This is a genomic window from Acinetobacter sp. SwsAc5 (assembly GCF_013391485.1).
GTDB classification, from domain to species: domain Bacteria; phylum Pseudomonadota; class Gammaproteobacteria; order Pseudomonadales; family Moraxellaceae; genus Acinetobacter; species Acinetobacter towneri.
Genome location: NZ_JACAXD010000024.1, coordinates 1 through 22,201 on the forward strand (window position 1 = coordinate 1; position 22,201 = coordinate 22,201).

Consider the following 22,201-nt stretch of genomic DNA (forward strand, 5'->3'; position numbering starts at 1 on the left):
ACCTTCGAAATCTCCTAAACGTTGTCGTTGATCAATGACCTGGTCTCGGCAGTGAATACTTGTTTTATCAATGATTTGACCCCTACGATCCGTGTTTTTGTAACCGCGTTTTCGATATTTCTTCTGATGCCTTAAGTGTAGATGAAGTTTACCGCCTTTTGATTTATCTTGATAAATGTACTGGTAAATCCACTCATGTGAAGGTACATCCAGCCAACCGCGTTGTGTTAAAGCACCTGAAATTTGTTCTGGTGACCAGTCCAAACCAATCAAATAATCAATATAAGCGAAGGTAAATGCTGTCATTGATGATGAAGGACGATACCGTCTTTGACTTGCAAATTTAGCTGCCTGTTGAGCTCTATATCCACGTTGCCCAGTATTTCTTTTTAATTCACGGTAGATGGTTGATCGTGAACGTCCTAACTCCCGAGCAAGGGAGGCGATTGAACTTTTACTTTTCAAAGTAGCATAAATTTCGTATCTTTCATCTTGAGAGAGTTGGGTGTATTTCTTCATTGTGTGCTTTCCAATTGCGAGTTGAAAAAGTCTAATGATTCTATGAATACACCTAACTTTTTCAACTGACTACAAATGTGTTGCACTTGGGATTTGAATCTGCGAAAAATAATTTAAATTTTATTCTCTTTTTTTCCTTCAATTTATGCAGTCGTGAGTGCAAACTCGATCAAATATTGTCTAACAATCTGTGTGCTGTTTTAAGGATTCGCTGATTTTTATAAAGAAAAATTAATAAAACTGTGTTGAAAATATAAAGTGATATGAAACTTGAGAATTGCATAATTTTATTCATCTATTTAATATGAAAATACAAACCATTGAAAAATATGTGTTTATTTTTATATTTTTTTGTCATAAATTGACATTGGGGTGGAATAAATAATGAAAAGTGTGACTCGGTTTTCGCTTAGTCTATTAAGTGTATGTATATTATCATCCATGCTTGCCGCATGTGGTGGTGGCGGTGGTGGCGAGGGAGATACCGCTGGGAATTCAAATCAAGAAAATCCAATACCACCGGAAAATCCTCAGCAACCACCTGTGGGCAATGTGGCTAATCCTTATCCTGAACCTAAACAAGATGTCATCAATCAATCGGTACTCGGGTTTTATGATTACAACGCTAATTCTGAATCACGTGAAGTGCGTAATGATTTAGATGGTGATTTTCAGGCAATGATTCAATTTGCTCAAGGGCATGTGGTTGACCCGAATGGTAACGAGGTGAAAAAAATGCCACGTCTAACCGCAGAAAAAGAAGCATTATTATTGGTTACGCCAAATCAAGGCATGGACAATATCGACACTTTACAGCTTGAAGTGTATCAAAATGAGCGCTTGTTACGTCGTGTTGCTTTACTTGATCCAACCCAGATTCCTGCTTCAGACCAGAGCAATCAAGATGGTCGTGCCGAGGTACTGTATAGTAAGCGTGCGTGGTCGGCTAAATTAAATTGGGATGAAGTACGTCCCAGTTTAAAGCTGCGTTTGGTTGATTCTAAAAACCGTAGTGGTGCACTTGACGCAGAAAAAATTGATTTTGCAGCACCGGGTGAATTGGTACTCAACAATATTCGTATTGGTTTATTGACTGCGCCGCCGAAGTCTGGCGGGCATTATATGTTATTAGAGCCTGAAAAAGCGGGTACCGATTATTTCCAAACCATTCCTGCGGCGCAAATGACCGTGGCAAAATATGATGACATTCAGCTAGATCGAGTGATGGTCGCCAACGGCACGATTTACGATACCCAAAGTGCGGGTGAAGGTGGTGTCTATTCGGGGGACATGCGGGAAAATACTGCAAAATCGACCTTTAGTGTGGGAATTAACTTAGCCAACTGGGGTGTGACCAGTGCCTCTATGCAAAGTCAGCAACAGCCACAACTTACACAAACTGTAATTGCCCATCATGCACGAGGTAAATATACAAATGGTGATCAAACGCATGGTTTAAGTGGCGGTAATGGTATGTTGACCCTGTATGATTCTGTGGGCAACGAGTTTAGCCATGAAATTGGGCATCATTATGGTCTTGGGCATTATCCGGGTTCACAAGGTGAAAATATGTTCTGGGCTGCACACCATGCAGACAGCGGTTGGGGCTATATTGCGTATCGTAATAAAATGCGTGGCAACTTGGCGTGGCATACTCGAAACTTGGGTGATGGCAAAAATGGTGTGCCTAACTTCCTGAAACAATATGCTTATGGTTGGGATGCGATGTCAGGTGGTGCAACCAACAGTAGCATTTCGCGTTATACCCATTACACGGGTTACAGTACCCATATTCGGATTCAACCCCACTTTGGGGCGCGACATGTTTGGGATGAAAGCTCACCAAGTGGTTATAAAATTTGGAATAAAGACACACGCCAAATGGAAGTGGTTTATCCAAAAGTACCAAGCTCCAATCAGGTTTGGTACAACAGTGCCGATGGATATTATTTAAAACCGCGCTTATTTGGTGTGCCTGTAATTACTATTATTGGCGGATATGATCCTGAAACTCAGCAAGGTGTGTTGTATCCTGCTGCACGCAGTAACTGGGGTAATGTTTATAATTTACCTGCGGCAAATCGTGCTGCTGAAAATGCCGCATGTTGGTTAGATGTTCAATATGCCAATCGTAATCAGAACGTGGCATTGGCACCTAACCGTATGACCAGCAATGCCAATAAATTGCATGTCAATTTAGCACTTGCTGAGCAGCCAAAACAGGTGAATTTATACTGTAAAAAAGCCAATCATGCCGAGAAGTTATTATCGACACTGAATATTCCGCAATATAGCGATAGTATTCAACCTGCGGTAAAAATTGGTCGTACACATGGCTATGAAGCTTTAAGAAAAGTTGAAATGCCTGCTTTTCAGAAGCAGTTGGAAGCGCAAGCCAGTCAAGCTGTGGTGGCTTTAAAACCTGCTGCACAACTATTGTATGATTCTTATGCAGATTATCGTCAAGAGCTAAGTGCAACTGCACAGCAACAATTACAGCGTTATGAACAACAGCAAAATACGATTTATCGTTTAAACCGCTGGATGAATGTTTATCGTGCCGATTTAGAAAAGACTAAGCCTGAAGCGGAAACAGCATTGCACAATTTTGTGGAGCGATTGGGTTTAGGCAATGAAAATATTGTGGCTGAAGCAACACTAATGAAAAACAGAAATAACTGTTTGAAAGTTGAAACTTTGGCGAGTGGTCAGAAAAATGCTTACATTAGTGGAGCAAGTGGCTGTACAGGCGATGCAACTGAGCAGTGGATTTATGATGGTTTGGGGCGTATTCACAGCAAAGCAGAAATGGATCAGTGCTTAACCAACAACGGCAATGTGGTCTCACTTGCAAGCTGCAGTACATCTAAAGACAGTCAGGTCTGGGAAATGCACACAGCTTCGGGAACGATTCGTCAGGGGAGTCAGTGTTTTGATTTAGAGCATGGCTACCTAAAAGAAAACCGCGCGCGTTTAATTCGTTATGGTTGCACAGGTGGTGCGAATCAGCAATGGACGCAATTAAAGGCTAATAACAGTTTGCAACTGGCTTATTTAAGTCCACAAAATTTACGACTGATGCTGAAATAATTCTTCGTCTGAATTATTCATCTTCATTAATTTAAAACACCTTTTGACCAGTTCAGGAGGTGTTTTTTATTTTATGGTGGCAGGTGTATTTGAAGTGATGTAATTGGCGTGCAGAAACTAAAGATTGCTTAATTTGATAAATTATCGAAACAGCAGGCACAAAAAAAGCCCTTAACGGGCTTCTTTTGTTTAACACTTAGTTAGAAGCTAAAGCTTTAACTTGAGCGTTTAAACGGCTCTTATGACGAGCTGCTTTGTTCTTATGGATGATGCCTTTATCAGCCATACGGTCAATTACTGGAACAGCTTTTTTGTAAGCTTCAGTAGCAACCGCATAATCACCTGCAGCAATAGCAGCGATTGTGCGTTTTAAATAAGTACGAACCATAGAACGTAAGCTTGCGTTGTGTTTACGTGCTTTAACGTTTTGACGAGCACGTTTTCTAGCTTGAGCAGAGTTTGCCACTCGTGCACTCCTTGAAATAGATTGGTCTGGGCGGGCTGCAATTACTTCCGAAAACCAACATCAGAAGAATTATCACCAGCCCGTAAACAAGTGCCATATTTTGATGAAACTAGACAGTTAAGTCAAGTCTTGACATGCTTTGACAACATTTTAGCTGCAGAAAAATCAGAAAGAAACAGGTAGATTAGCTTTAAGCCTCAGAGATTGTTTAAAAAATGACAAATTCTATTCAAAATGCAATTGTAATTGGTGCGAATGGTTTAGTTGGGCAGCAATTGGTCAAACAGCTTAATCAGCTGCCTGAATGTAAAAATATCACCGTTGTTTTGCGTAGACCTTGCTCGGAATTAAATCGCTTAGAAAAAGTCCAGACGTTACTCCTTGAAGACTTTTTATTGCTCAATGATGAAGATGTGAGCGGTTATAGTCATGCATTCAGTTGTTTAGGCACAACCTTAAAAAAGGCAGGCTCAAAGCAGGGGTTTTATGCTGTGGACTATACCATCAATGCACATTTTGCCGAATTATTGCAGGCGAAGGGTACGCATTACATATTGGTCAGTGCTTTGGGAGCAGAAGCCAAATCAGCCGTATTTTATAATCGTGTCAAAGGTGAGCTAGAACAATATATTGAAAGTTTGGATTTAGACAAAGTATCAATTTTGCGTCCATCTTTATTATTGGGTGAGCGCAACGAACAACGGCGTTTAGAAGATTTAGGACAAAAGCTGTATCTTAAAATATCACGATTTATTCCCGATCATTTTACATATAAGCCAGTAAGTGCTACGCAAGTGGCTCATACTATGGTCGAGGCAGCGCAATCGCAAATTCATAAATTTCAAATTTATGATAATTTACAAATACAAAAAACCAAGTAAAAGGGGAACAACGTGTCTACAGTACCATTCGTAACTTGTGACTTATTAGATGACCATCCAGAACATGACCTTCAAGTGGTGATTCCATCTTTGGATGGTAAATTTTTCAAAAGTTACGGTGCACGTAAAACTTTTGGTGGTCAAATTGTGACTGTAAAATGCTTTGAAGATAACTCACGTGTAAAAGAGTTATTGGCAACCGATGGCACAGGCAAAGTTTTGGTGGTAGATGGTGGGGCATCTATGCGCTGTGCCTTAATGGGTGACTTGATTGCTGAATCCGCAGTGAAAAATCACTGGAATGGCGTGATCATTTACGGCTGTGTACGTGATGTCGATGCAATTGCAGCACTTGATTTAGGCGTACATGCTTTGGCTTCAATTCCACAAAAAAGTAACCGCAAAGGCGTGGGTGAAGTGGATGTGAGTTTGCATTTCGGACAAGTCACTTTTAATTCGGGCGATTATGTCTATGCTGATAACAACGGTATTATTGTGGCAAAAGAAAAGTTGGTCGATTTATAAGCGGTTTGATGGCGCAGTCATCAAATTGCTGAGCACATCACAAGGAAAACAAAATGGTGCATCATCAAATTAAAGTCATTCAGGCAGTGGCATCTATGCTTACCGAAGGTGGACGTGGAGTGAATGGGACAGCATTTCCCAAGCAACCCGAAAAAGCCTTAAAGTTATATGAGTTTGAAGGTTCACCATTTTGCCGTCGTGTACGCGAAGTCATGACCTTGTTAAATTTGGATTATGAGGTTTATCCATGCCCCAAAGGCGGCACAAAATATCGACCTTTGGTGAAACAACTGGGTGGTAAAACTCAGTTTCCATTTTTAATTGATGAAAATACAGGTGATCAGCTCTATGAATCACAGCAGATCATTTATCATTTATTCAAGCATTATGGCAAAAGTGGAAAAACGCCCAAAAAATACGCGCATTTTCCTAAAATTCCTTATGTTGCGCTTGCGGGCACATTATTGAATGGTGCACGTGGTGTGTGGATTAATCAGCAAATTGTAGAGCGCGCTGCACCTGAACAATTGATTGAACTGTGGGGTTTTGAGGGAAGTCCTTATACACGTGTAGTGCGTGGTGTATTGACTGAACTGGAGTTGCCATTCAAATTTCATAATGTAGCCAAAGAGCGTTGGCAAGATCAAGGCTTGGCAAAATTACGTTTAAAACCGGGTAAATATGTGCCACTGGCAGGTGGTAAGCGTGAGCAGGTATTAAAAGTCATGGGTGATAATATTCAAGTCCCATTTTTAATCGATCCAAATACCCAGACTCAGCTTTTTGAATCGGCCAAGATTGTGAAGTATTTACAGCAAACTTATGGCAAATAAGCTTTAAGTCATTTTTTGATTGTTATAAAAGCATCTTCAAGATGCTTTTTTGCATTTGGCAGGATGCAAAATATGCATCATTATAAATAGCCTAAGCAAAGTGGGGTTGAAACACTGACTTATAACATCAGGGGAGCATAAATCACCCTGATCAGTTGCATCTATTTTAGTGAAGCATTTAAACTCTGCAGCATTCACTTTGATTTCGCCAATTTATAGGTTCAAAATGTTCAGCAAACTTACAGGGTTGTTTAAAAATAAAGCCAATCTCGAAGAAATTGCCTATTTAGAAGCACAGAATATTCAATGGGATGCGGAACAAGGCTATATTGTCGATGGTATTTTGCTTAACGATGTTTTGGCAGAGCGTTTAAATTATTTATCCAACCGCCGTATGCAGCAGTTTGATGATTTGGCACAGCTGTATTCTACAGCTATGATTATCAATGAAAAAATTGATCTGGAAATTGCGCAACAGCGTTTTAACACAATGCTTGGTAATACCGAAGAAAACTTACTGGAATTTAAAGCGATTGTTAAAAAATTGAATGATTATTATCGACAGTTTTTACGTGATCAAAAGTAAAGAGGCGTGTGTATCAAACTTTAAAGCTCGCTGTTTTATAAAATTTTGCAATTAAATACGCTGTAATGGTGGATGAAAAAAATTACGTAAAACCGTCAATTCATCGTGCTAGTATAAGCCCCATGTTGTTTAGACCCTAAAGCTATATACATGTTCCAACACGAAATTTCCCAACTCAATTTAGCACAACTGAAAGCTGGCGAAAAACGCTGGATTGGTAATCTACAAGGTTCCGCCGCAGCATTATTATTTAAAGAAATTGGTCAGCAGAATCAGCATTTATTTGTGATTGTCGCGCGCAATCAACAACATTTGGCGCAGTTAGAAAGCGAATTAGAATTTTACGGGGTAAAACCGACTATTTTCCCCGATTGGGAAATTTTGCCTTATGACCGCTTGTCACCGCATCAAGATATTGTGTCGGAGCGTTTGGCGATTTTATCCAATATGCCGCAGCAAGGTGTATTGTTGGTTTCGGCAACCACTTTGGCACAACGTGTTGCACCAACCTCATGGGTGTTAGGCGAGCATTTCGATATTCGTGTTGGGCAAAAGTTTGCTTTGGAACAACAAAAACAGCGTTTGGTACAAGCAGGCTATCATCTGGTCGATACAGTCTATGATCATGGTGAGTTTGCTGTGCGTGGCAGTATTATGGATATTTATGCTTCGGGACAGGAAGCACCCATCCGTATTGATTTATTTGATGATGAAGTTGAAACCTTAAAGTTTTTTGATCCAGAAACGCAGCGTACCACCCAAAGTTTGCAGAATTTTACGGTTTTACCCGCCAAAGAATTTCCATTAAAAGAAGGTCGTGCGATTTTCCGTGACCGCTATGCAGAAAGTTTCCCAACGGCAAACCCGAAAAAGAACCCTGTGTATCAGGATGTGTTAGAAGGCATTGCATCGCCTGGTTTAGAGTTTTATTTTCCGTTATTCTTCACTCAAGCACAGCTTGAAGGTCAAAATACATTACTTTCATACTTACCAAAGCATTGCATTGTCATTACAGATAAGGCGGTGGATGACTGTTTAACTCAATTTTGGAAAGATGTGCTGTATCGTTATGAGGACAGACGTCATAACATCGACCAGCCGATTTTGCCGCCTGAGCAATTATTCCTACAACCAAATCAATTATTAGAACAACTGAATCAATTTGGACGTGTGATTGCATCGCCCGAAGCTTTTGAGCAAAAAGCAGGTGTAGTGAACTTAAGCACACTTGTACCACCACGTTTGGCGGTTGATCCTAAACAAGAACAACCCTTTCATGCCGTTAAGCAATATATTGATGCGGCCAATCATCCTGTTTTATTGGTGGCAGAAAGTGCAGGTCGTCGTGAAACCTTAAAAGATGCGTTGCGTGCCGCTTTGGGTGAAATTCCACAAGTGGAGAGTTTTGAGGCATTTCAGCAGTCTTTACAAGCCATTGCGATTACCAATGCACCTTTAGATCGCGGCTTGGTCATTCAAGATCAATTGAGTGTAATCTCAGAAAATCAGTTGTATGAACATCGTGTGGTGCAGCGCCGTCGTAAACGTCAGCAGGAAGTTTCTGAAGAGTTTTTAATTCGCAGTTTGACCGAGTTAAGCATTGGTGCACCTGTGGTACATATTGATTATGGCGTAGGGCGTTATGCAGGTTTAATTACTTTAAATATTGATGAGCAAGAGCATGAGTTTTTACAACTTGATTATGCCGATGCTGCAAAAGTGTATGTACCTGTTACCAATTTGCATTTAATCAGCCGTTATAGCGGTGGTGATCCAGACCTTGCGCCTTTGCATAAATTAGGCACAGATGCATGGAATAAAGCCAAACGCAAAGCGTTGGAACAAATTCACGATGTGGCAGCAGAATTACTGCATATTCAGGCACGTCGTCAATCTAAACCGGGTTTTGCTTTTGAGTTGGATCATAGTCTTTATATGCAATTTGCCAGTGGCTTTGCTTATGAAGAAACCCTAGACCAAGCCAATGCAATTGAAGCGACTTTACATGACATGCAACTGGCAAAACCAATGGATCGTTTGGTCTGTGGTGATGTTGGTTTTGGTAAAACCGAAGTCGCCATGCGGGCTGCATTTGTCGCGGTACAGAATAATAAACAAGTCGCGGTATTGGTTCCGACCACATTGTTGGCACAACAGCATTATGAATCTTTTAAAGACCGTTTTGCCGACTGGCCTGTGCGTATTGAAGTCTTATCGCGTTTTGGTTCAAGCAAATCTCATCAAAAAACCATTGAAGATTTAGCTGAAGGCAAAGTCGATATTGTGATTGGGACGCACAAAATTCTGCAAGAAAATATTCAGTTCAAGCAGTTGGGTTTAATGATTGTCGATGAAGAACATCGTTTTGGGGTGCGTGACAAAGAACGTATTAAAGCGCTGCGCGCCGATGTGGATATGCTGACTTTAACCGCAACGCCAATTCCACGTACCTTAAATATGGCATTTAGCGGTATGCGCGATTTATCCATTATTGCCACACCACCTGCACGCCGTTTAGCGGTCAAAACCTTTGTGCAAGAGCATACAGGCGATACGGTGAAAGAAGCCATTTTACGTGAATTGTTACGTGGTGGTCAGGTGTATTTCCTGCATAATGAAGTGGAAACCATTGAGCGTAGTGCTGAAACCATTCGTGAATTGGTACCAGAAGCGCGGGTTGCAGTTGCGCATGGGCAAATGCGCGAGCGTGAATTAGAGCAAGTCATGCAGCAGTTTTATCATAAAGAATATAACGTGTTGGTTTGCTCAACCATTATTGAAACAGGGATTGATGTTCCAAATGCCAATACCATTTTAATTGAACGTGCAGATAAACTCGGATTGGCGCAGTTGCACCAACTACGTGGTCGTGTTGGACGTTCGCATCACCAAGCTTATGCGTATTTGCTGGTACCTTCCATTAAGGGCTTAAAAGGCGATGCTGAAAAACGCTTGGATGCGATTCAGCGTGCCTCAACTTTGGGTGCAGGTTTTATGCTGGCAACCGAAGACTTGGAAATTCGTGGTGCGGGCGAATTACTGGGTGAGCAACAAAGCGGTTCAATGCAAGCTATTGGTTATAGCCTGTATATGGAAATGCTGGAAAAAGCCACCAAAGCCATTCAAAAAGGTAAAACCCCTAACTTCGATGCACCATTGTCTTTAACTGCAGAAATCAACCTGCACATGCCTGCTTTAATTCCAGATGATTATTTGGGCGATGTGCATCAGCGCTTATTGTTCTACAAACGCATTAGTAATACCGATACTCAAGAAAAGCTTGATCATATCCGTATGGAGTTGATTGACCGTTTTGGTATTCCACCACAAGCGGTGAAACAATTATTTGCTGTACATCAACTGCGTTTAAAAGCAGAGCAGTTGGGCATCACTAAAATTGATATTGGTACAAATGGCGGTCATATCGAATTTTCACCAGATACACCTGTGCAAGCCATGAGCATCATTCAAATGATGCAAAAACATCCGACCTATTTCCGTATGGATGGTGGACAGCGTTTAAAAGTGACGGTGATGTTGGAGGAAGCTGAAAAGCGGATTCAATTTATTGCCGATCTATTAAACAGCCTGCTAAAAACTTTGCACAGCTGAGTTTAAAAATGCAAATTGATCCAAATATCATATCGGTAAATTTATGAATATTTGCTAAGAAACCTCTGATTCTATAATGAATATTATTCATGATGAATTTGGTTAAAATTGCACTTTATTTACATCGAAACATGATGGGAATCATACTCAGTTCACTAGGGATGTGATAGTATTACCCATCATTACAATTTGCGTCATTTATAAAGATATGTTTAGTTTGCATCCACAACTTGCTCAAGATACTTTTTTTGTAGGCGACTTTCCTCTGTCAACATGTCGTTTAATGAATGATATGCAATTCCCTTGGTTAATTCTAATTCCACGTGTGCCAGGGGTTACAGAACTATACGAATTAAGCCAGGCAGACCAAGAACAATTTTTACGTGAATCTAGCTGGTTATCTAGCCAATTATCACGTGTATTCCGTGCCGATAAAATGAATGTGGCGGCTTTAGGTAATATGGTTCCACAATTGCATTTTCATCACGTCGTGCGTTATCAAAATGATGTGGCTTGGCCTAAACCAGTTTGGGGTACGCTAGCTGTACCATACAGCAATGAAGTTTTGGCTCACATGCGTCAAACCTTGATGCTTGCTCTGCGTGGTCAAGGCGATATGCCATTTGACTGGCGAATGGATTAATTGAAATGAATTGCCACGCAGGATGCGTGGCTTTTTAATCCTAGATTGGAGTAGGCCGCGGTGTTCATGTACAATTGGATGGAAAGAGATCCCAAACAATTCGAATTTCTGCATCGTTTAGTCGGGTATGCAAGTTTATCCCTGATTATGGTGGTCTATCACTACACCTACGCCGATACCGATTATCAAATTTACCTTCCGTTTTTTCTTACTTTTTTATTACTGATAATTCCTAAATTTTCGCGTTGGCTGCAATATAAATATAGTCATCAAGCCAAGCGTAATATCCTGTTTATTATTGATATTGTGGTAGTCGCAGTATGTTTGTCTGCGGTACATCTGAATTTGGTACTTACTTTTGCCGCTTTATTTGCGCTGCTATATACCGCCATTTATATTAAAGTTTCTTTCTTTTTGGTGGCATTGGCATCCTTATTGGCGGTCACAGTTTTTTATTTTTGTAATATTTTTATTTTTGGTTTTAACGAATATTTTGAACAAAGCAGTACCGAACTTACGATTTTAGCCTTTTTATGTATGATCTTTTACTTTGGCATGGGCAGTGCCTATCAGGCACGTCGTATCCGCTATACCACGGCAAAGAAAGACCATTACTACACACAAATGAACCGCTATATGGAATTTGCGAATCAGCTTAGTCGCTATGCACCTTTGCAGTTGTGGCAATCGATTATGAAAGGTGAGTCGGAAGCGAAAATTGAATATAAACGTAAAAAAATGACGATTTTCTTTTCTGATATTCAAGGCTTTACTGAACTTTCTGAAACACTAATTCCAGATGATTTAGCATTCCTGCTCAATGATTATTTAAGCCACATGACCGAAATTGCCAAGCAATATGAAGCGACGGTGGATAAGTTTATGGGTGATGCGATTTTAATTTTCTTTGGTGATCCAAATACGCAAGGTGTTGAACAAGATGCTAAAACTTGTGTAGAGATGGCTATTGCGATGCGTCAGCAAATGAAATTGTTACGCGAACGTTGGGTCAAAATGGGCTATCCGCCTTTACATATTCGTATGGGTATCAGTACAGGATATTGCCACGTTGGGAACTACGGTGCAGCACATCGGATGGCATATACCATTGTTGGGCGTGATGCTAACTTAGCTGCGCGTTTGCAAAGTGCGGCCGAAGTTGATGAAATTTTACTTTCAGATGACACTTATAAACTGATTAAAAATGATTATTTGTGTGCTCCGAAAGCACCGATCTTTTTAAAGGGGATTCAAGGTCCTGTAAAAACTTGGCAAGTGATGGAAAAATATGCGGCCAGCAAGTCGGATTATCAGCGTTGGTTTGACTACGAATATAAAGGTTTTCATTTGTTGCTTAATTTGGATGAAGTGCAGAATTTTGAATATCCTGAGCTAATTACCGTATTAGAAAAAATGATTAAAAGAATTCAAACGCAGCAAAAGCTGACCAACTCACAGGGCATTGTAAAACTTAATCTTGAAGATGAAGTGATTGAACATCCACCTGTTGAAGAAATTGCCAAAACTCATATTCCTGAAAAACACTAAAATTTTTCTTATAATGTAGATCTCGTTTAACTTTTAAATCCTCAAAAATTTTAAATCTAAAGTTGTGCAATAAAAAAACTGCGCCGTAGCGCAGTTTTTTAGAATTAGCATCATTTTATGATTAATGATTTTCTGAAGCATGGTTAATGGTGTATTTTGGAATTTCGACTTCCAAGTCTTCATTGACCACTTTAACCTGACAAGATAAGCGTGAATCAGGCTCTAAACCCCAAGCACGGTCTAATAAGTCAGCTTCAACATCATCCATTTCTTCTAGGCTGTCAAAGCCTTTACGAACAACAACGTGGCAAGTGGTACATGCACAAGACATATCGCAAGCATGTTCAATTTTAATGCCATTTTCAAGTAAGCTTTCGCATAAGTTGGCATTTTGTTCGACTTCAAACTCAGCACCTTCTGGGCAGAATTGCGCATGTGGAAGTACTTTAATACGTGGCATAATCTTTACCTTAAATTAGTTTGAGTTTGACCAGTCGTCGAGTTTAGTGCCTTTAAGTGCTGTATCAATATGTTGATTCATACGAATTGCAGCAAAAGCATCACTGTGTATTTTAAGCTGTTCAACAGCATGTTCAATGGCTTTAATGTCTTGTCCAGTCAATTCGTCTTCCAACTGCGCTTTGGCAGTATTTAAAGCTTCTAATTGTTCTGGGCTTAATAGTTGTGCATCTACTTTTAAGGCTTGTTGTAAAGCTTCAAGTTCACGTTGTGCTTCAACTTTGGTTTCATGCAAATGACGCAATTGCTTGTCTTCTTCTGCATATTTGAAACCATCTAGCAGCAAACGCTCGGTATCTGCTTCAGATAAACCATAAGATGGCTTGATGTCGATATTTGCAGTCACACCAGAAGTGGTTTCTTTAGCAGAAACACTGAGCAAGCCATCAGCATCGACTTGGAACGTAACTTCAATGCGTGCCTGACCCGCAGTCATTGGTGGAATACCGTGTAGCACAAAACGACCTAAGCTACGACAATGTTCTACCAAATCACGCTCACCTTGTACCACATGAATCAACATGGCAGATTGGCCATCTTGATAAGTGGTAAATTCTTGGCGACGTGCTACAGGAATTGCAGTATTGCGTGAAATTAAGCGTTCCACCAAACCGCCCATGGTTTCTAAACCCAAAGACAGTGGGGTAACGTCTAATAGCAACGAACCATCTTTGCTGTTACCAATTAGTTGATTGGCGGTAATTGATGCACCAATTGCAACCACTTCATCTGGGTTAATTGTGCATAATGGTTCTTGATTAAATACTTCACGAACAGCTTTTTGCACGGCATAAGAACGTGTTGAACCACCGACTAAAACTACATTTTGAATGTCATCTAGGTCAAGTTTGGCATCGCGTAATACACGTTTGCATACACTAATGGTTTTATCTAAAGCAATCTGAATAATACTTTCAAAGTTTGCGCGGTCTAATTGCAGCGTGTGCTCTAACAGTTTTAATTCAACACTTTCTGCATTGCTGAGCGCTTCTTTGGCTTTACGTGCAGACACAATAAAGTGTGCATATTCTGCATCATCTAAACTTTCAATATTCAGCTGTTTTTTTGCCCATTTTACAATCAGACGATCTAAGTCATCACCACCTAAAGCAGTGTGGCCGCCTGTGGCTAAAACTTCAAAAACACCTTGAGAGAAACGTAAAATAGAAACGTCAAACGTACCACCGCCCAAGTCGTAAATCACATAGTTACGGTCTTGAGCCAAGTTGGTGTCTTGATCTAAACCGTAGGCAACCGCTGCTGCAGTCGGTTCATTCAATAAACGCAATACTTTTAAACCTGCAAGCTCGGCAGCGTCACGTGTGGCTTGGCGTTGAGCTTCATCAAAATAAGCAGGAACAGTAATCACTGCACCATTTACAGGGTTTTGTAAGCTGGCTTCTGCGCGGTCTTTGAGTTGTTTAAGTAATTCTGCCGAAATTTCAACAGGTGTTTTACGGCCTTGAGCTGTTTCAAAAGCAGGCATTTGATTGTCTTCACCCACTAACGTGTATGGATGTTGAAATTTAATGTCCGCTTTAGAACGACCCATAAAACGCTTGACTGAAACAATCGTGTTTTTAGGGTCTGTAGTAATAAATGGCGCAGCAGCATTGCCATAATGTGTATTTTGCTCTGCATAATGGACGATAGAAGGCAGTAGCACGCGACCTTGCTCATCATGCAAGACTTTGGCTTTACCAGAAAGAACTGTGGCAACCAATGAATGAGTGGTGCCTAAGTCAATGCCAATCGCAATGCGATGTTCATGCGGTGCACTTGATTGACCTGGTTCTGCAATTTGCAAGAGCGCCATTATGTAAAATCCTTTGCCCGTTAAATATTAAAATACAAACTAAAATTAAAAATCATCGTCTAAATCAAAACTGTCATCATCAAGGAAACGATCTTCAGCTTTGTCTAGGTCAGCCATAACTTTCATGAAAAAGCGTAATTTACGCACAGTGTCACGCGCTTCTGCCCAATCTTCTTCGGCATAGTCAATTTTAAATTCACGGACTAAGCCATCAACCCATTGTTGTACTTCAACCTTTAATGACTGTAAGTCATCGGCACAGTTGGCATCATCCAATTGCTCACGAATTTCCAAGGCATCTTGTAAAAATTCAAAGTCATGGATGGATTGATCGAGATGATAATCTTGCTTTTTCAATGAGAGTAAATATGCAGCACGACTGTCTACCGCAGAGAGTTGTTTAAACGCCTGATTAATTTTACTAGATTTAATCAAGGCTTGATCTTTGTCTTCGGCTTTGTCGGGGTGATATTGCTGCTGTAGCTTTAAAAATTCAGCTTTTAAAGTAGCGAAATCAATATCGAGTGCAACAGGAAGATTAAACAACTCAAAATGATTCATGGGAGATGGAATCCGCGATTAGTGTGCAAAATTGGCTGCATAAATGCAATTAAAACAGTGTATTGTACACTGTTTTAAGCTAAAAAGAGGGAGGTGGCTTTATACCGTGAACGATTCACCGCAGCCACATTCACCTTTTTTATTGGGGTTGTTAAACTCGAAACCTTCGTTTAAACCATTTTTGACATAGTCCATTTCCATGCCATCTAGGTAAACTAGGCTTTTCGGATCAACGAAAACTTTAACACCAAACTGTTCAAACATTTGGTCGTGCGTATCGACTTCATCTACAAATTCGAGTACATAAGCCAAACCAGAACAGCCTGAAGTTTTCACACCAACGCGAATACCTTGACCCTTACCGCGATTCTTTAAGTAATTGCTGATATGAGTTGCAGCATTTTCAGTTAAATTGATCATGAAAACTCCGTTTGTTTTTCCACAAAACTTAGCAAATTAAGCTTTGGTCTTTTTGCTGCGATAGTCTTCTACAGCAGCTTTAATTGCATCTTCTGCCAATACAGAGCAGTGTACTTTCACTGGTGGAAGGGCAAGTTCGGTAGCAATATCAATGTTCTTGATCGCTTGTGCTTCATCTAAAGTTTTACCTTTAAGCCACTCAGTAACCAAAGAACTTGAAGCAATGGCAGAACCACAACCATAAGTTTTGAAACGTGCTTCTTCAATCACGCCTTCGTCATTCACTTGAATTTGCAGACGCATTACATCGCCACATGCAGGTGCGCCCACCATACCTGTACCAACGTTTTCAGCATTTTTGTCTAAAACGCCAACATTACGAGGGTTTTCGTAATGATCAATTACTTTATCGCTATAAGCCATGTCGCTTCTCCAAACCTCGGGGTCAGCCTTAATATAAATATGGGGGTGAAATTACCTTTATCAATCTAATGGCTTCCTGTCAAAGCCATTAGATTTGGGATGAATTAGTGTTCAGTCCATTCTACTTTAGAAAGGTCAATCCCTTCTTTATACATATCCCAAAGCGGTGAAAGTTCACGTAACTTTTCAACAGCAGCTTTAGTCACAGTTAGGACATGATCAATATCTTCTTCAGTGGTGTATTTACCAAAACTGAAACGAATTGAGCTGTGTGCAAGTTCGTCTGAAAGACCTAGTGCACGTAATACATAAGATGGCTCTAAAGTCGCTGAAGTACACGCAGAACCTGAAGATACCGCAGCATCTTTAAGAGACATCATTAAAGATTCACCTTCAACAAAGTTGAAGCTGACGTTTAAATAGTTGGCTACGTTTAGTGTTGGGTGACCATTCAGGAAAACTTGTTCCATGGTGTTCAAGCCATTCCAAAGTTTGTCGCGCAATACACGTAAACGGGCTTGTTCAGAAGCTAAGTTTTTGCCTGCAAGTTCAAATGCTTCGCCCATACCTACAATTTGGTGGGTTGCAAGTGTGCCTGAACGCATGCCACGCTCATGACCGCCACCATGCATTTGTGCTTTTAAGCGTACGCGTGGACTGCGGCGTACAAATAGCGCACCAATACCTTTAGGGCCATAGATTTTGTGTGCAGAGAAGCTCATTAAGTCTACTTTTAAGGTAGATAAATCAATTTCTACCTTACCTGCAGCTTGCGCAGCATCAACGTGGAAGAAGATTTTTTTGGCACGGGTGATTTCGCCAATTGCAGCGACATCGGTAATCGTACCAATTTCGTTATTGACCATCATCAACGACACTAAAACTGTGTCTGGACGAATTGCCGCTTCAACCATTTCAGGTGTAATTAAACCTGTTTGTGGTTGTGGCTCTAAGTACGTGATTTCAAAACCTTCAGATTCAAGCTCACGGCAGGTATCTAAAATGGCTTTGTGTTCAATTTTAGACGTAATAATGTGTTTGCCTTTAGACGAATAGAATTGTGCTACGCCTTTTAGTGCAAGGTTATCTGATTCTGTTGCACCAGAAGTCCACACGATTTCACGTGGGTCTGCTTTGATCAAGTTCGCAACTTGTTCACGTGCATATTCAACTTTTTCTTCTGCTTGCCAGCCATAAGCGTGTGAGCGAGAAGCGGCATTACCGAAAGTCCCATCAAAAGTCAGGCACTCCATCATGCGTTCTGCAACTTGCGGATCTACAGGAGTGGTTGCTGCGTAGTCAAGATAAATAGGACGTTTCATGTCAAATACCTGTAACCGATAAAAGGGCTGAATCAAACGGAGCTGTATTTTGGCGGATGGCAACGGTTTGTACGTTGTCACGGGCTACTAAGTCAGCAAGTGAGATTTTAGCGAGATAGTCGGCAATATGATGGGAGAGTTCCTGCCATAAGTCGTGAGTCAAGCACATTGCACCATTTTGACAGTTGCCTTTATGGTCGCAACGCGTTGCATCAACAGTTTCGTTTACGGCTTCAATGATTTCTAGCACAGTGATTTCATTTGCACTACGTGCTAAATGGTAACCACCGTTAGCACCGCGAACACTAGACACTAAGCCGTGGCGCTTAAGTTTTGCGAATAACTGCTCAAGATAAGCAACAGAAATAGTTTGACGGGCTGCAATTTCAGCAAGCGTGATCGTTTGTTCAGTTGGCTGCAAAGCTAAATCAAGTAGAGCAGTCACTGCGTAGCGACCGCGAGTTGTTAAGCGCATGATTCGATACACATGATTAGACTAGATATGGGTATTCTATGAATCCCGACTAAATTAGTCAAGTATTTTATTGTGATATTGTGCGCGAGGATTTACGCTGTTTTTCTTGATATTTTAATGCGTTTAAGCGATCCATAAATTATACACTAATAACGTAATTAATAATACTGTTATTACTCCAAAGGCGATGTTAATGCGCTTTTGACGACGTTCAATCCGACGAATACGGTTTTTATGCTGTTTAAGCTCAACTTGTAAGGTATTGATCTTAGAGCGTTGCTCATCAATTTTGTCTAAAAGTGGAGCAATGCGCTTTTTAGAACCGATCACTTCTTGTTCTTGAGGTGCTTCTTTTAGCCATTGTTTCCAGTCAGCCAAAACTTTGGGTGCACTAAAATGCAAAATTAGATCACGAAACTCATCTTTAAGGGTAATGTCACCATCTATACGCATGTGTTTAATACTGCGACGATTACCTAAAATAAAGATTTTAAATAAATCTATGAGGGTGGTGCGCACATCCAAATCGACAGCTTGTTCAGGTGCTTTGCTGTCAAATAAGATGCCGTTTGGATTGAATTCGACGTAAATGTCGAAATAAGGAATATAGCTATTAATTTTAATGGTGATTTTCTGGTCGACAAACTTTTTAGCCTGCAAAGCGACCACACGATCATGTTTGAGAATAAAGCTAAAAATTGTTTCCAACACAATCATGAGCATGGTCAGCAACAAATGTGGATTACTTTGTCTTTGTTGCGAATCACTCATAAAATCAAGTCCCTAAATCTAAAGTTGAATTCCTTGTTTTGCGCTTCGTTGAGAATACATTCTAAGAAGCGCAGCGAATAATCTTGCTTTGTAGAACAGTTTAGCAAAACGATCAAGTATTTAATTTGCTATTATGAAAGCATTTTGTAGGTTTATTACATTTATGTGCGCATAAAATAAGCAGGAGAGAGGTTCATGGAAAAAACGACGGATAGCGTAGAAGAGCATTTGGTTGAACCAGAAACCACATTGAAAAATAAAGATAAATTACGCTCAGGACGTAAATCATCACTCGATTTTCGTAAATATACCAAGCAAATTTGGCTAGCAGGTTTAGGTGCATTTTCACGCGCAGAAGAAGAAGGCAATAAATTGTTTGACTCTCTGGTCAAGGTGGGTGAGGAATTAGAATCTAAAACTACAGAAATTGCCGATCAAACAGTTGAAAAAGTGTCTGAAAAAGCCAAAGAGTCGGTCATTGATACTAAAGATAAAGTTGAGCGTTTAATTGACCATAGCGTCAATCATTCTTTAAATAGAATTGGCTTGGTGACAGCAAAAGACCTACAACATTTGGAGCAATTGGTACTGCAATTACATGCCAAAGTCGATGCGTTGATTGAAGAAAATAAACAATTAAAAGAAGATGTTGCGAAAAAGTAATTCTGTGGAAAGGGGGGCTTAAAGGATGTTGCTTTATTATACATCGGGTATTTTAGGGCAAAACTGAATAGAGGCTAACAGTTCCATCGTTTTTACCATTTATTTTGCATAAAAGCGTGCAGGGAGTATTGCTTTTACCCTCAAAGCATTGCTATAAAGGCGTTACGGTAATTTAAATTAAATCTCTGGACCTTAAATAAACGATATTAAGAGGACGTAATTTTCATGAATAAATCAGAATTAATCGATGCAATTGCAGAGAAAGGGGGATTGTCTAAGACTGATGCAGGTAAGGCCTTAGACGCAACAATTGCTTCTATTACTGAAGCGCTTAAAGCGGGTGATACTGTAACCCTCGTTGGTTTTGGTACATTTAATGTGAAAGAGCGTGCTGCTCGCACAGGTCGTAACCCACAAACAGGTGCTACACTTGAAATTAAAGCAAGCAAAGTACCAAGCTTTAAAGCGGGTAAAGGTTTAAAAGATTCAGTAGCATAATCTTTTAAAATGCCAAGAAAGCGCGCCAATTGGCGCGTTTTTTATTAATAATGTCAATAAACGGCTTCAACGCATTCATTCGTTGAGGGTTTTCAGTTAAAATCTCGCACAAATAAAATATTGGAATACTTATGGAATCTTTTCGTAAAGTTATTAAGGGTTGGTTGGGCAAAGTTTTGCTCGTCTTGTTCTTGACCCCTTTAGCACTTGTAGGTATTGAAGGATATTTTAGTGGAGGTCAGTCTGAAGACACTGCACAAACAGTCAATGGTCAGCAAATTTCAAAACGAGAATTAGATAATCTGACCAATTCCTTGAAAGAACAATACTTGGCCTATACCAATGGTGATGAAACACTATTGAATCAAAATTATATTCAAAACAAAGCCAAAGATACTTTGGTTGCACGTACCTTGTTATTACAACAAGCTGAGAAATTAGGGATTTCTTTGAGCGATGCACAAATTGAACAAATGATTGCACAGCAACCGAATTTCCAACAAGATGGCAAGTTTTCTGAAAGCTTGTATGCGAACTATCTGCAATCTGTAGGCATGACCAATCAGGCGCTTGTGGCAAATTTACGCCAAGACCATGCGTTAAAAATGCTGAGTGCTAGCTTTACCGATTATGCTTTAGTTAGCCCGTCTGATATTCAGCAAATTGCCAATTTACAAACCCAGCAACGTACTTTGCATTTATCTAGCATTAAGTTAGATGACTACAAGAAAAACATCATCACAAATGCACAAGAGATTGCTGCGTATTATGAACAGCACGCCAATGCCTTTAAACAGGTTGCTAGCGTTGATGTCGATTACATTGTGGTGACTCCAGCCAATATTGCACCTGCAAATACGGCTGTCACTGACGCAGAGTTACAACAGGCTTATCAAAAGTTTGTCGAAACTCAAAAAGGTGCTGCTGTACCGACAGTGAAACATATTTTAATCACCACCGATGCGCGTGATGATGCCGCAGCTAAAAAACTTGCAGAGCAAGCCGCAGCTGAAATTAAGCAAGGTACAAGCTTTACTGCAGCTGCACAAAAGTATTCGGATGATCCTGAGTCTAAAGCCAAAGGTGGTGAGGTTGCAGGTTATGAAGCAGGCGTATTTGGCGATGCCTTTGACAAAGCCGTGGGTAGCTTAAAATCTGGTGAAGTATCACAGCCGATTAAAACTCAATATGGCTATCATGTGATTCAAACAGAAGGTGCTACAGTTCAAGTCCCTGCGTTTGAAACTCAAAAAGCACGTTTAATGGCAGAGTTGCAAAAAGCCAAAACTGAAAATGCGTATACCGATACCATCAACAGCTTAAATGAATTGGTGGTGAGTAGTGATGCTTTAGATGTTGTGGCAGAAGAAGTGAAAACGGCCAAAGTCGAATCTGTTAATGGTTTAACTTTGGCGGCGCAGCATCCTGTTTTAAGCCAGCCATCTGTCAAAGTTAAATTGTTTAATGATGATGTGAAAAATGGCGATCGCAACGCATCGAGTAACATTACTTTAGCCAATGGCGATGTGGTATGGGTGAAAGTGCGTAATTACCATGCCGCAGGTGTGCAAACTTTAGAAGAAGCAACACCCCGCGTAAAAGCTAAACTGATTGAGAAAAAAGCCTTTGATGCAGCGAAAAAAGATATTCAAGCTGCGTTGGATGCCTTTAAAACTCAACCTGCAGCGACCGTTTTGGCGAAAAACCAAATCCGTTTTGAAAATGCAGGCATATTCACCCGTGCAGATGGTTTGTTAAAGCGTGAAATTGAACGTGCTGCATTTAGTGTGCTCGCGCCTAAAGATGGTATGTGGTCAGTAACAACAGCATCTATACCAAATGAATTGGTGGTGGTAGCTGTATCAAATGTAAACGATACTACATCGAATGCTTTAACGCCTGAGCAACTGAAAGAGTTAGCGCAGTTGTATCAACAATTACGTGCTCAACAAGAGCTAGATGACTATACGCAATATTTGAAATCGAAAGCGAAAATCAAATAAGTGATGAACATCTACAAAAAAACCAGC

20 protein-coding genes and 1 pseudogene are annotated in these 22,201 nt (G+C 40.3%); 11 read left to right on the plus strand and 10 right to left on the minus strand.

The features are described 5' to 3' along the window. Positions 1 to 519, minus strand: a pseudogene (locus HYG89_RS12395) (IS30-like element IS18 family transposase); the annotation flags it as partial. Positions 520 to 960: 441 nt separating this feature from the next. Between HYG89_RS12395 and HYG89_RS12400 the strand changes: the two are divergent. Next, a complete protein-coding gene (locus HYG89_RS12400) occupies positions 961 to 3,609 on the plus strand; it encodes a M66 family metalloprotease (protein WP_256734010.1) in 2,649 nt (882 codons plus the stop codon). A 196-nt stretch (positions 3,610 to 3,805) separates the two neighbouring features. Here HYG89_RS12400 and rpsT read toward each other — a convergent pair whose 3' ends face one another. Beyond that, positions 3,806 to 4,075, minus strand: a complete 270-nt coding sequence (rpsT, locus tag HYG89_RS12405; RefSeq protein ID WP_004976669.1) for a 30S ribosomal protein S20 — start codon at positions 4,073 to 4,075, stop codon at positions 3,806 to 3,808. A gap of 215 nt (positions 4,076 to 4,290) precedes the next feature. Here rpsT and HYG89_RS12410 point away from each other — a divergent pair, with 215 nt between their 5' ends. The 7 genes from HYG89_RS12410 to HYG89_RS12440 all read left to right on the plus strand — a co-directional run bounded on the left by HYG89_RS12410 (position 4,291) and on the right by HYG89_RS12440 (position 12,703). Continuing rightward, complete coding sequence (locus HYG89_RS12410) at positions 4,291 to 4,956, plus strand: NAD(P)H-binding protein (RefSeq protein WP_131261459.1); 666 nt, start codon at positions 4,291 to 4,293, stop codon at positions 4,954 to 4,956. A gap of 12 nt (positions 4,957 to 4,968) precedes the next feature. Further along, the gene (gene rraA / locus HYG89_RS12415; RefSeq protein ID WP_004976667.1) at positions 4,969 to 5,481 is read left to right on the plus strand and encodes a ribonuclease E activity regulator RraA; all 513 of its coding nucleotides are present in this window, start codon (positions 4,969 to 4,971) and stop codon (positions 5,479 to 5,481) included. 53 nt (positions 5,482 to 5,534) lie between these two features. Next, positions 5,535 to 6,314 (plus strand): glutathione S-transferase N-terminal domain-containing protein, encoded by a 780-nt coding sequence (locus tag HYG89_RS12420; RefSeq protein WP_178867773.1) that lies wholly within the window; start codon positions 5,535 to 5,537, stop codon positions 6,312 to 6,314. A gap of 226 nt (positions 6,315 to 6,540) precedes the next feature. Continuing rightward, positions 6,541 to 6,900: a hypothetical protein gene (locus tag HYG89_RS12425; RefSeq protein ID WP_004976663.1), complete on the plus strand. Its 360-nt coding sequence runs from the start codon at positions 6,541 to 6,543 to the stop codon at positions 6,898 to 6,900. A 150-nt stretch (positions 6,901 to 7,050) separates the two neighbouring features. Then, positions 7,051 to 10,512, plus strand: coding sequence for a transcription-repair coupling factor (gene mfd / locus HYG89_RS12430; protein ID WP_178867774.1), 3,462 nt, complete (start codon positions 7,051 to 7,053; stop codon positions 10,510 to 10,512). Between the two features lie 208 nt (positions 10,513 to 10,720). Next, the gene (locus HYG89_RS12435) at positions 10,721 to 11,155 is read left to right on the plus strand and encodes an HIT domain-containing protein (RefSeq protein WP_178867775.1); all 435 of its coding nucleotides are present in this window, start codon (positions 10,721 to 10,723) and stop codon (positions 11,153 to 11,155) included. A gap of 66 nt (positions 11,156 to 11,221) precedes the next feature. Continuing rightward, the gene (locus tag HYG89_RS12440; RefSeq protein WP_218644962.1) at positions 11,222 to 12,703 is read left to right on the plus strand and encodes an adenylate/guanylate cyclase domain-containing protein; all 1,482 of its coding nucleotides are present in this window, start codon (positions 11,222 to 11,224) and stop codon (positions 12,701 to 12,703) included. Positions 12,704 to 12,824: 121 nt separating this feature from the next. On the opposite strand, the gene fdx is transcribed toward HYG89_RS12440, so the two are convergent. From fdx to HYG89_RS12480, 8 genes are all read right to left on the minus strand, one after another. Continuing rightward, on the minus strand, positions 12,825 to 13,163 hold the full coding sequence (gene fdx, locus HYG89_RS12445; protein WP_004976656.1) for an ISC system 2Fe-2S type ferredoxin: 339 nt from the start codon (positions 13,161 to 13,163) through the stop codon (positions 12,825 to 12,827). A 15-nt stretch (positions 13,164 to 13,178) separates the two neighbouring features. Further along, the gene (hscA, locus tag HYG89_RS12450; RefSeq protein WP_178867778.1) at positions 13,179 to 15,038 is read right to left on the minus strand and encodes a Fe-S protein assembly chaperone HscA; all 1,860 of its coding nucleotides are present in this window, start codon (positions 15,036 to 15,038) and stop codon (positions 13,179 to 13,181) included. Between the two features lie 45 nt (positions 15,039 to 15,083). Further along, positions 15,084 to 15,599: a Fe-S protein assembly co-chaperone HscB gene (gene hscB / locus HYG89_RS12455; protein WP_004976652.1), complete on the minus strand. Its 516-nt coding sequence runs from the start codon at positions 15,597 to 15,599 to the stop codon at positions 15,084 to 15,086. Between the two features lie 99 nt (positions 15,600 to 15,698). Further along, positions 15,699 to 16,019, minus strand: a complete 321-nt coding sequence (iscA, locus tag HYG89_RS12460; protein ID WP_004976650.1) for an iron-sulfur cluster assembly protein IscA — start codon at positions 16,017 to 16,019, stop codon at positions 15,699 to 15,701. 36 nt (positions 16,020 to 16,055) lie between these two features. Continuing rightward, complete coding sequence (gene iscU, locus HYG89_RS12465; RefSeq protein ID WP_004976649.1) at positions 16,056 to 16,442, minus strand: Fe-S cluster assembly scaffold IscU; 387 nt, start codon at positions 16,440 to 16,442, stop codon at positions 16,056 to 16,058. 104 nt (positions 16,443 to 16,546) lie between these two features. Then, positions 16,547 to 17,764 (minus strand): IscS subfamily cysteine desulfurase, encoded by a 1,218-nt coding sequence (locus HYG89_RS12470; protein ID WP_178867780.1) that lies wholly within the window; start codon positions 17,762 to 17,764, stop codon positions 16,547 to 16,549. A gap of 1 nt (position 17,765) precedes the next feature. Beyond that, the gene (locus tag HYG89_RS12475; RefSeq protein WP_004976645.1) at positions 17,766 to 18,239 is read right to left on the minus strand and encodes an Rrf2 family transcriptional regulator; all 474 of its coding nucleotides are present in this window, start codon (positions 18,237 to 18,239) and stop codon (positions 17,766 to 17,768) included. 123 nt (positions 18,240 to 18,362) lie between these two features. Next, positions 18,363 to 19,010 carry a hypothetical protein gene (locus tag HYG89_RS12480; protein ID WP_178867783.1) on the minus strand — a complete coding sequence of 216 codons (648 nt, stop codon included), beginning with the start codon at positions 19,008 to 19,010 and terminating at the stop codon, positions 18,363 to 18,365. Positions 19,011 to 19,205: 195 nt separating this feature from the next. Between HYG89_RS12480 and HYG89_RS12485 the strand changes: the two genes are divergently transcribed. The 3 genes from HYG89_RS12485 (at position 19,206) to HYG89_RS12495 (ending at position 22,174) form a co-directional block, all read left to right on the plus strand. Further along, a complete protein-coding gene (locus HYG89_RS12485; RefSeq protein ID WP_178867785.1) occupies positions 19,206 to 19,673 on the plus strand; it encodes a phasin family protein in 468 nt (155 codons plus the stop codon). Positions 19,674 to 19,898: 225 nt separating this feature from the next. Beyond that, on the plus strand, positions 19,899 to 20,171 hold the full coding sequence (locus tag HYG89_RS12490) for an HU family DNA-binding protein (RefSeq protein WP_004976639.1): 273 nt from the start codon (positions 19,899 to 19,901) through the stop codon (positions 20,169 to 20,171). 131 nt (positions 20,172 to 20,302) lie between these two features. Continuing rightward, the gene (locus tag HYG89_RS12495) at positions 20,303 to 22,174 is read left to right on the plus strand and encodes a SurA N-terminal domain-containing protein (RefSeq protein ID WP_178867787.1); all 1,872 of its coding nucleotides are present in this window, start codon (positions 20,303 to 20,305) and stop codon (positions 22,172 to 22,174) included. Positions 22,175 to 22,201 lie beyond the last annotated feature (27 nt).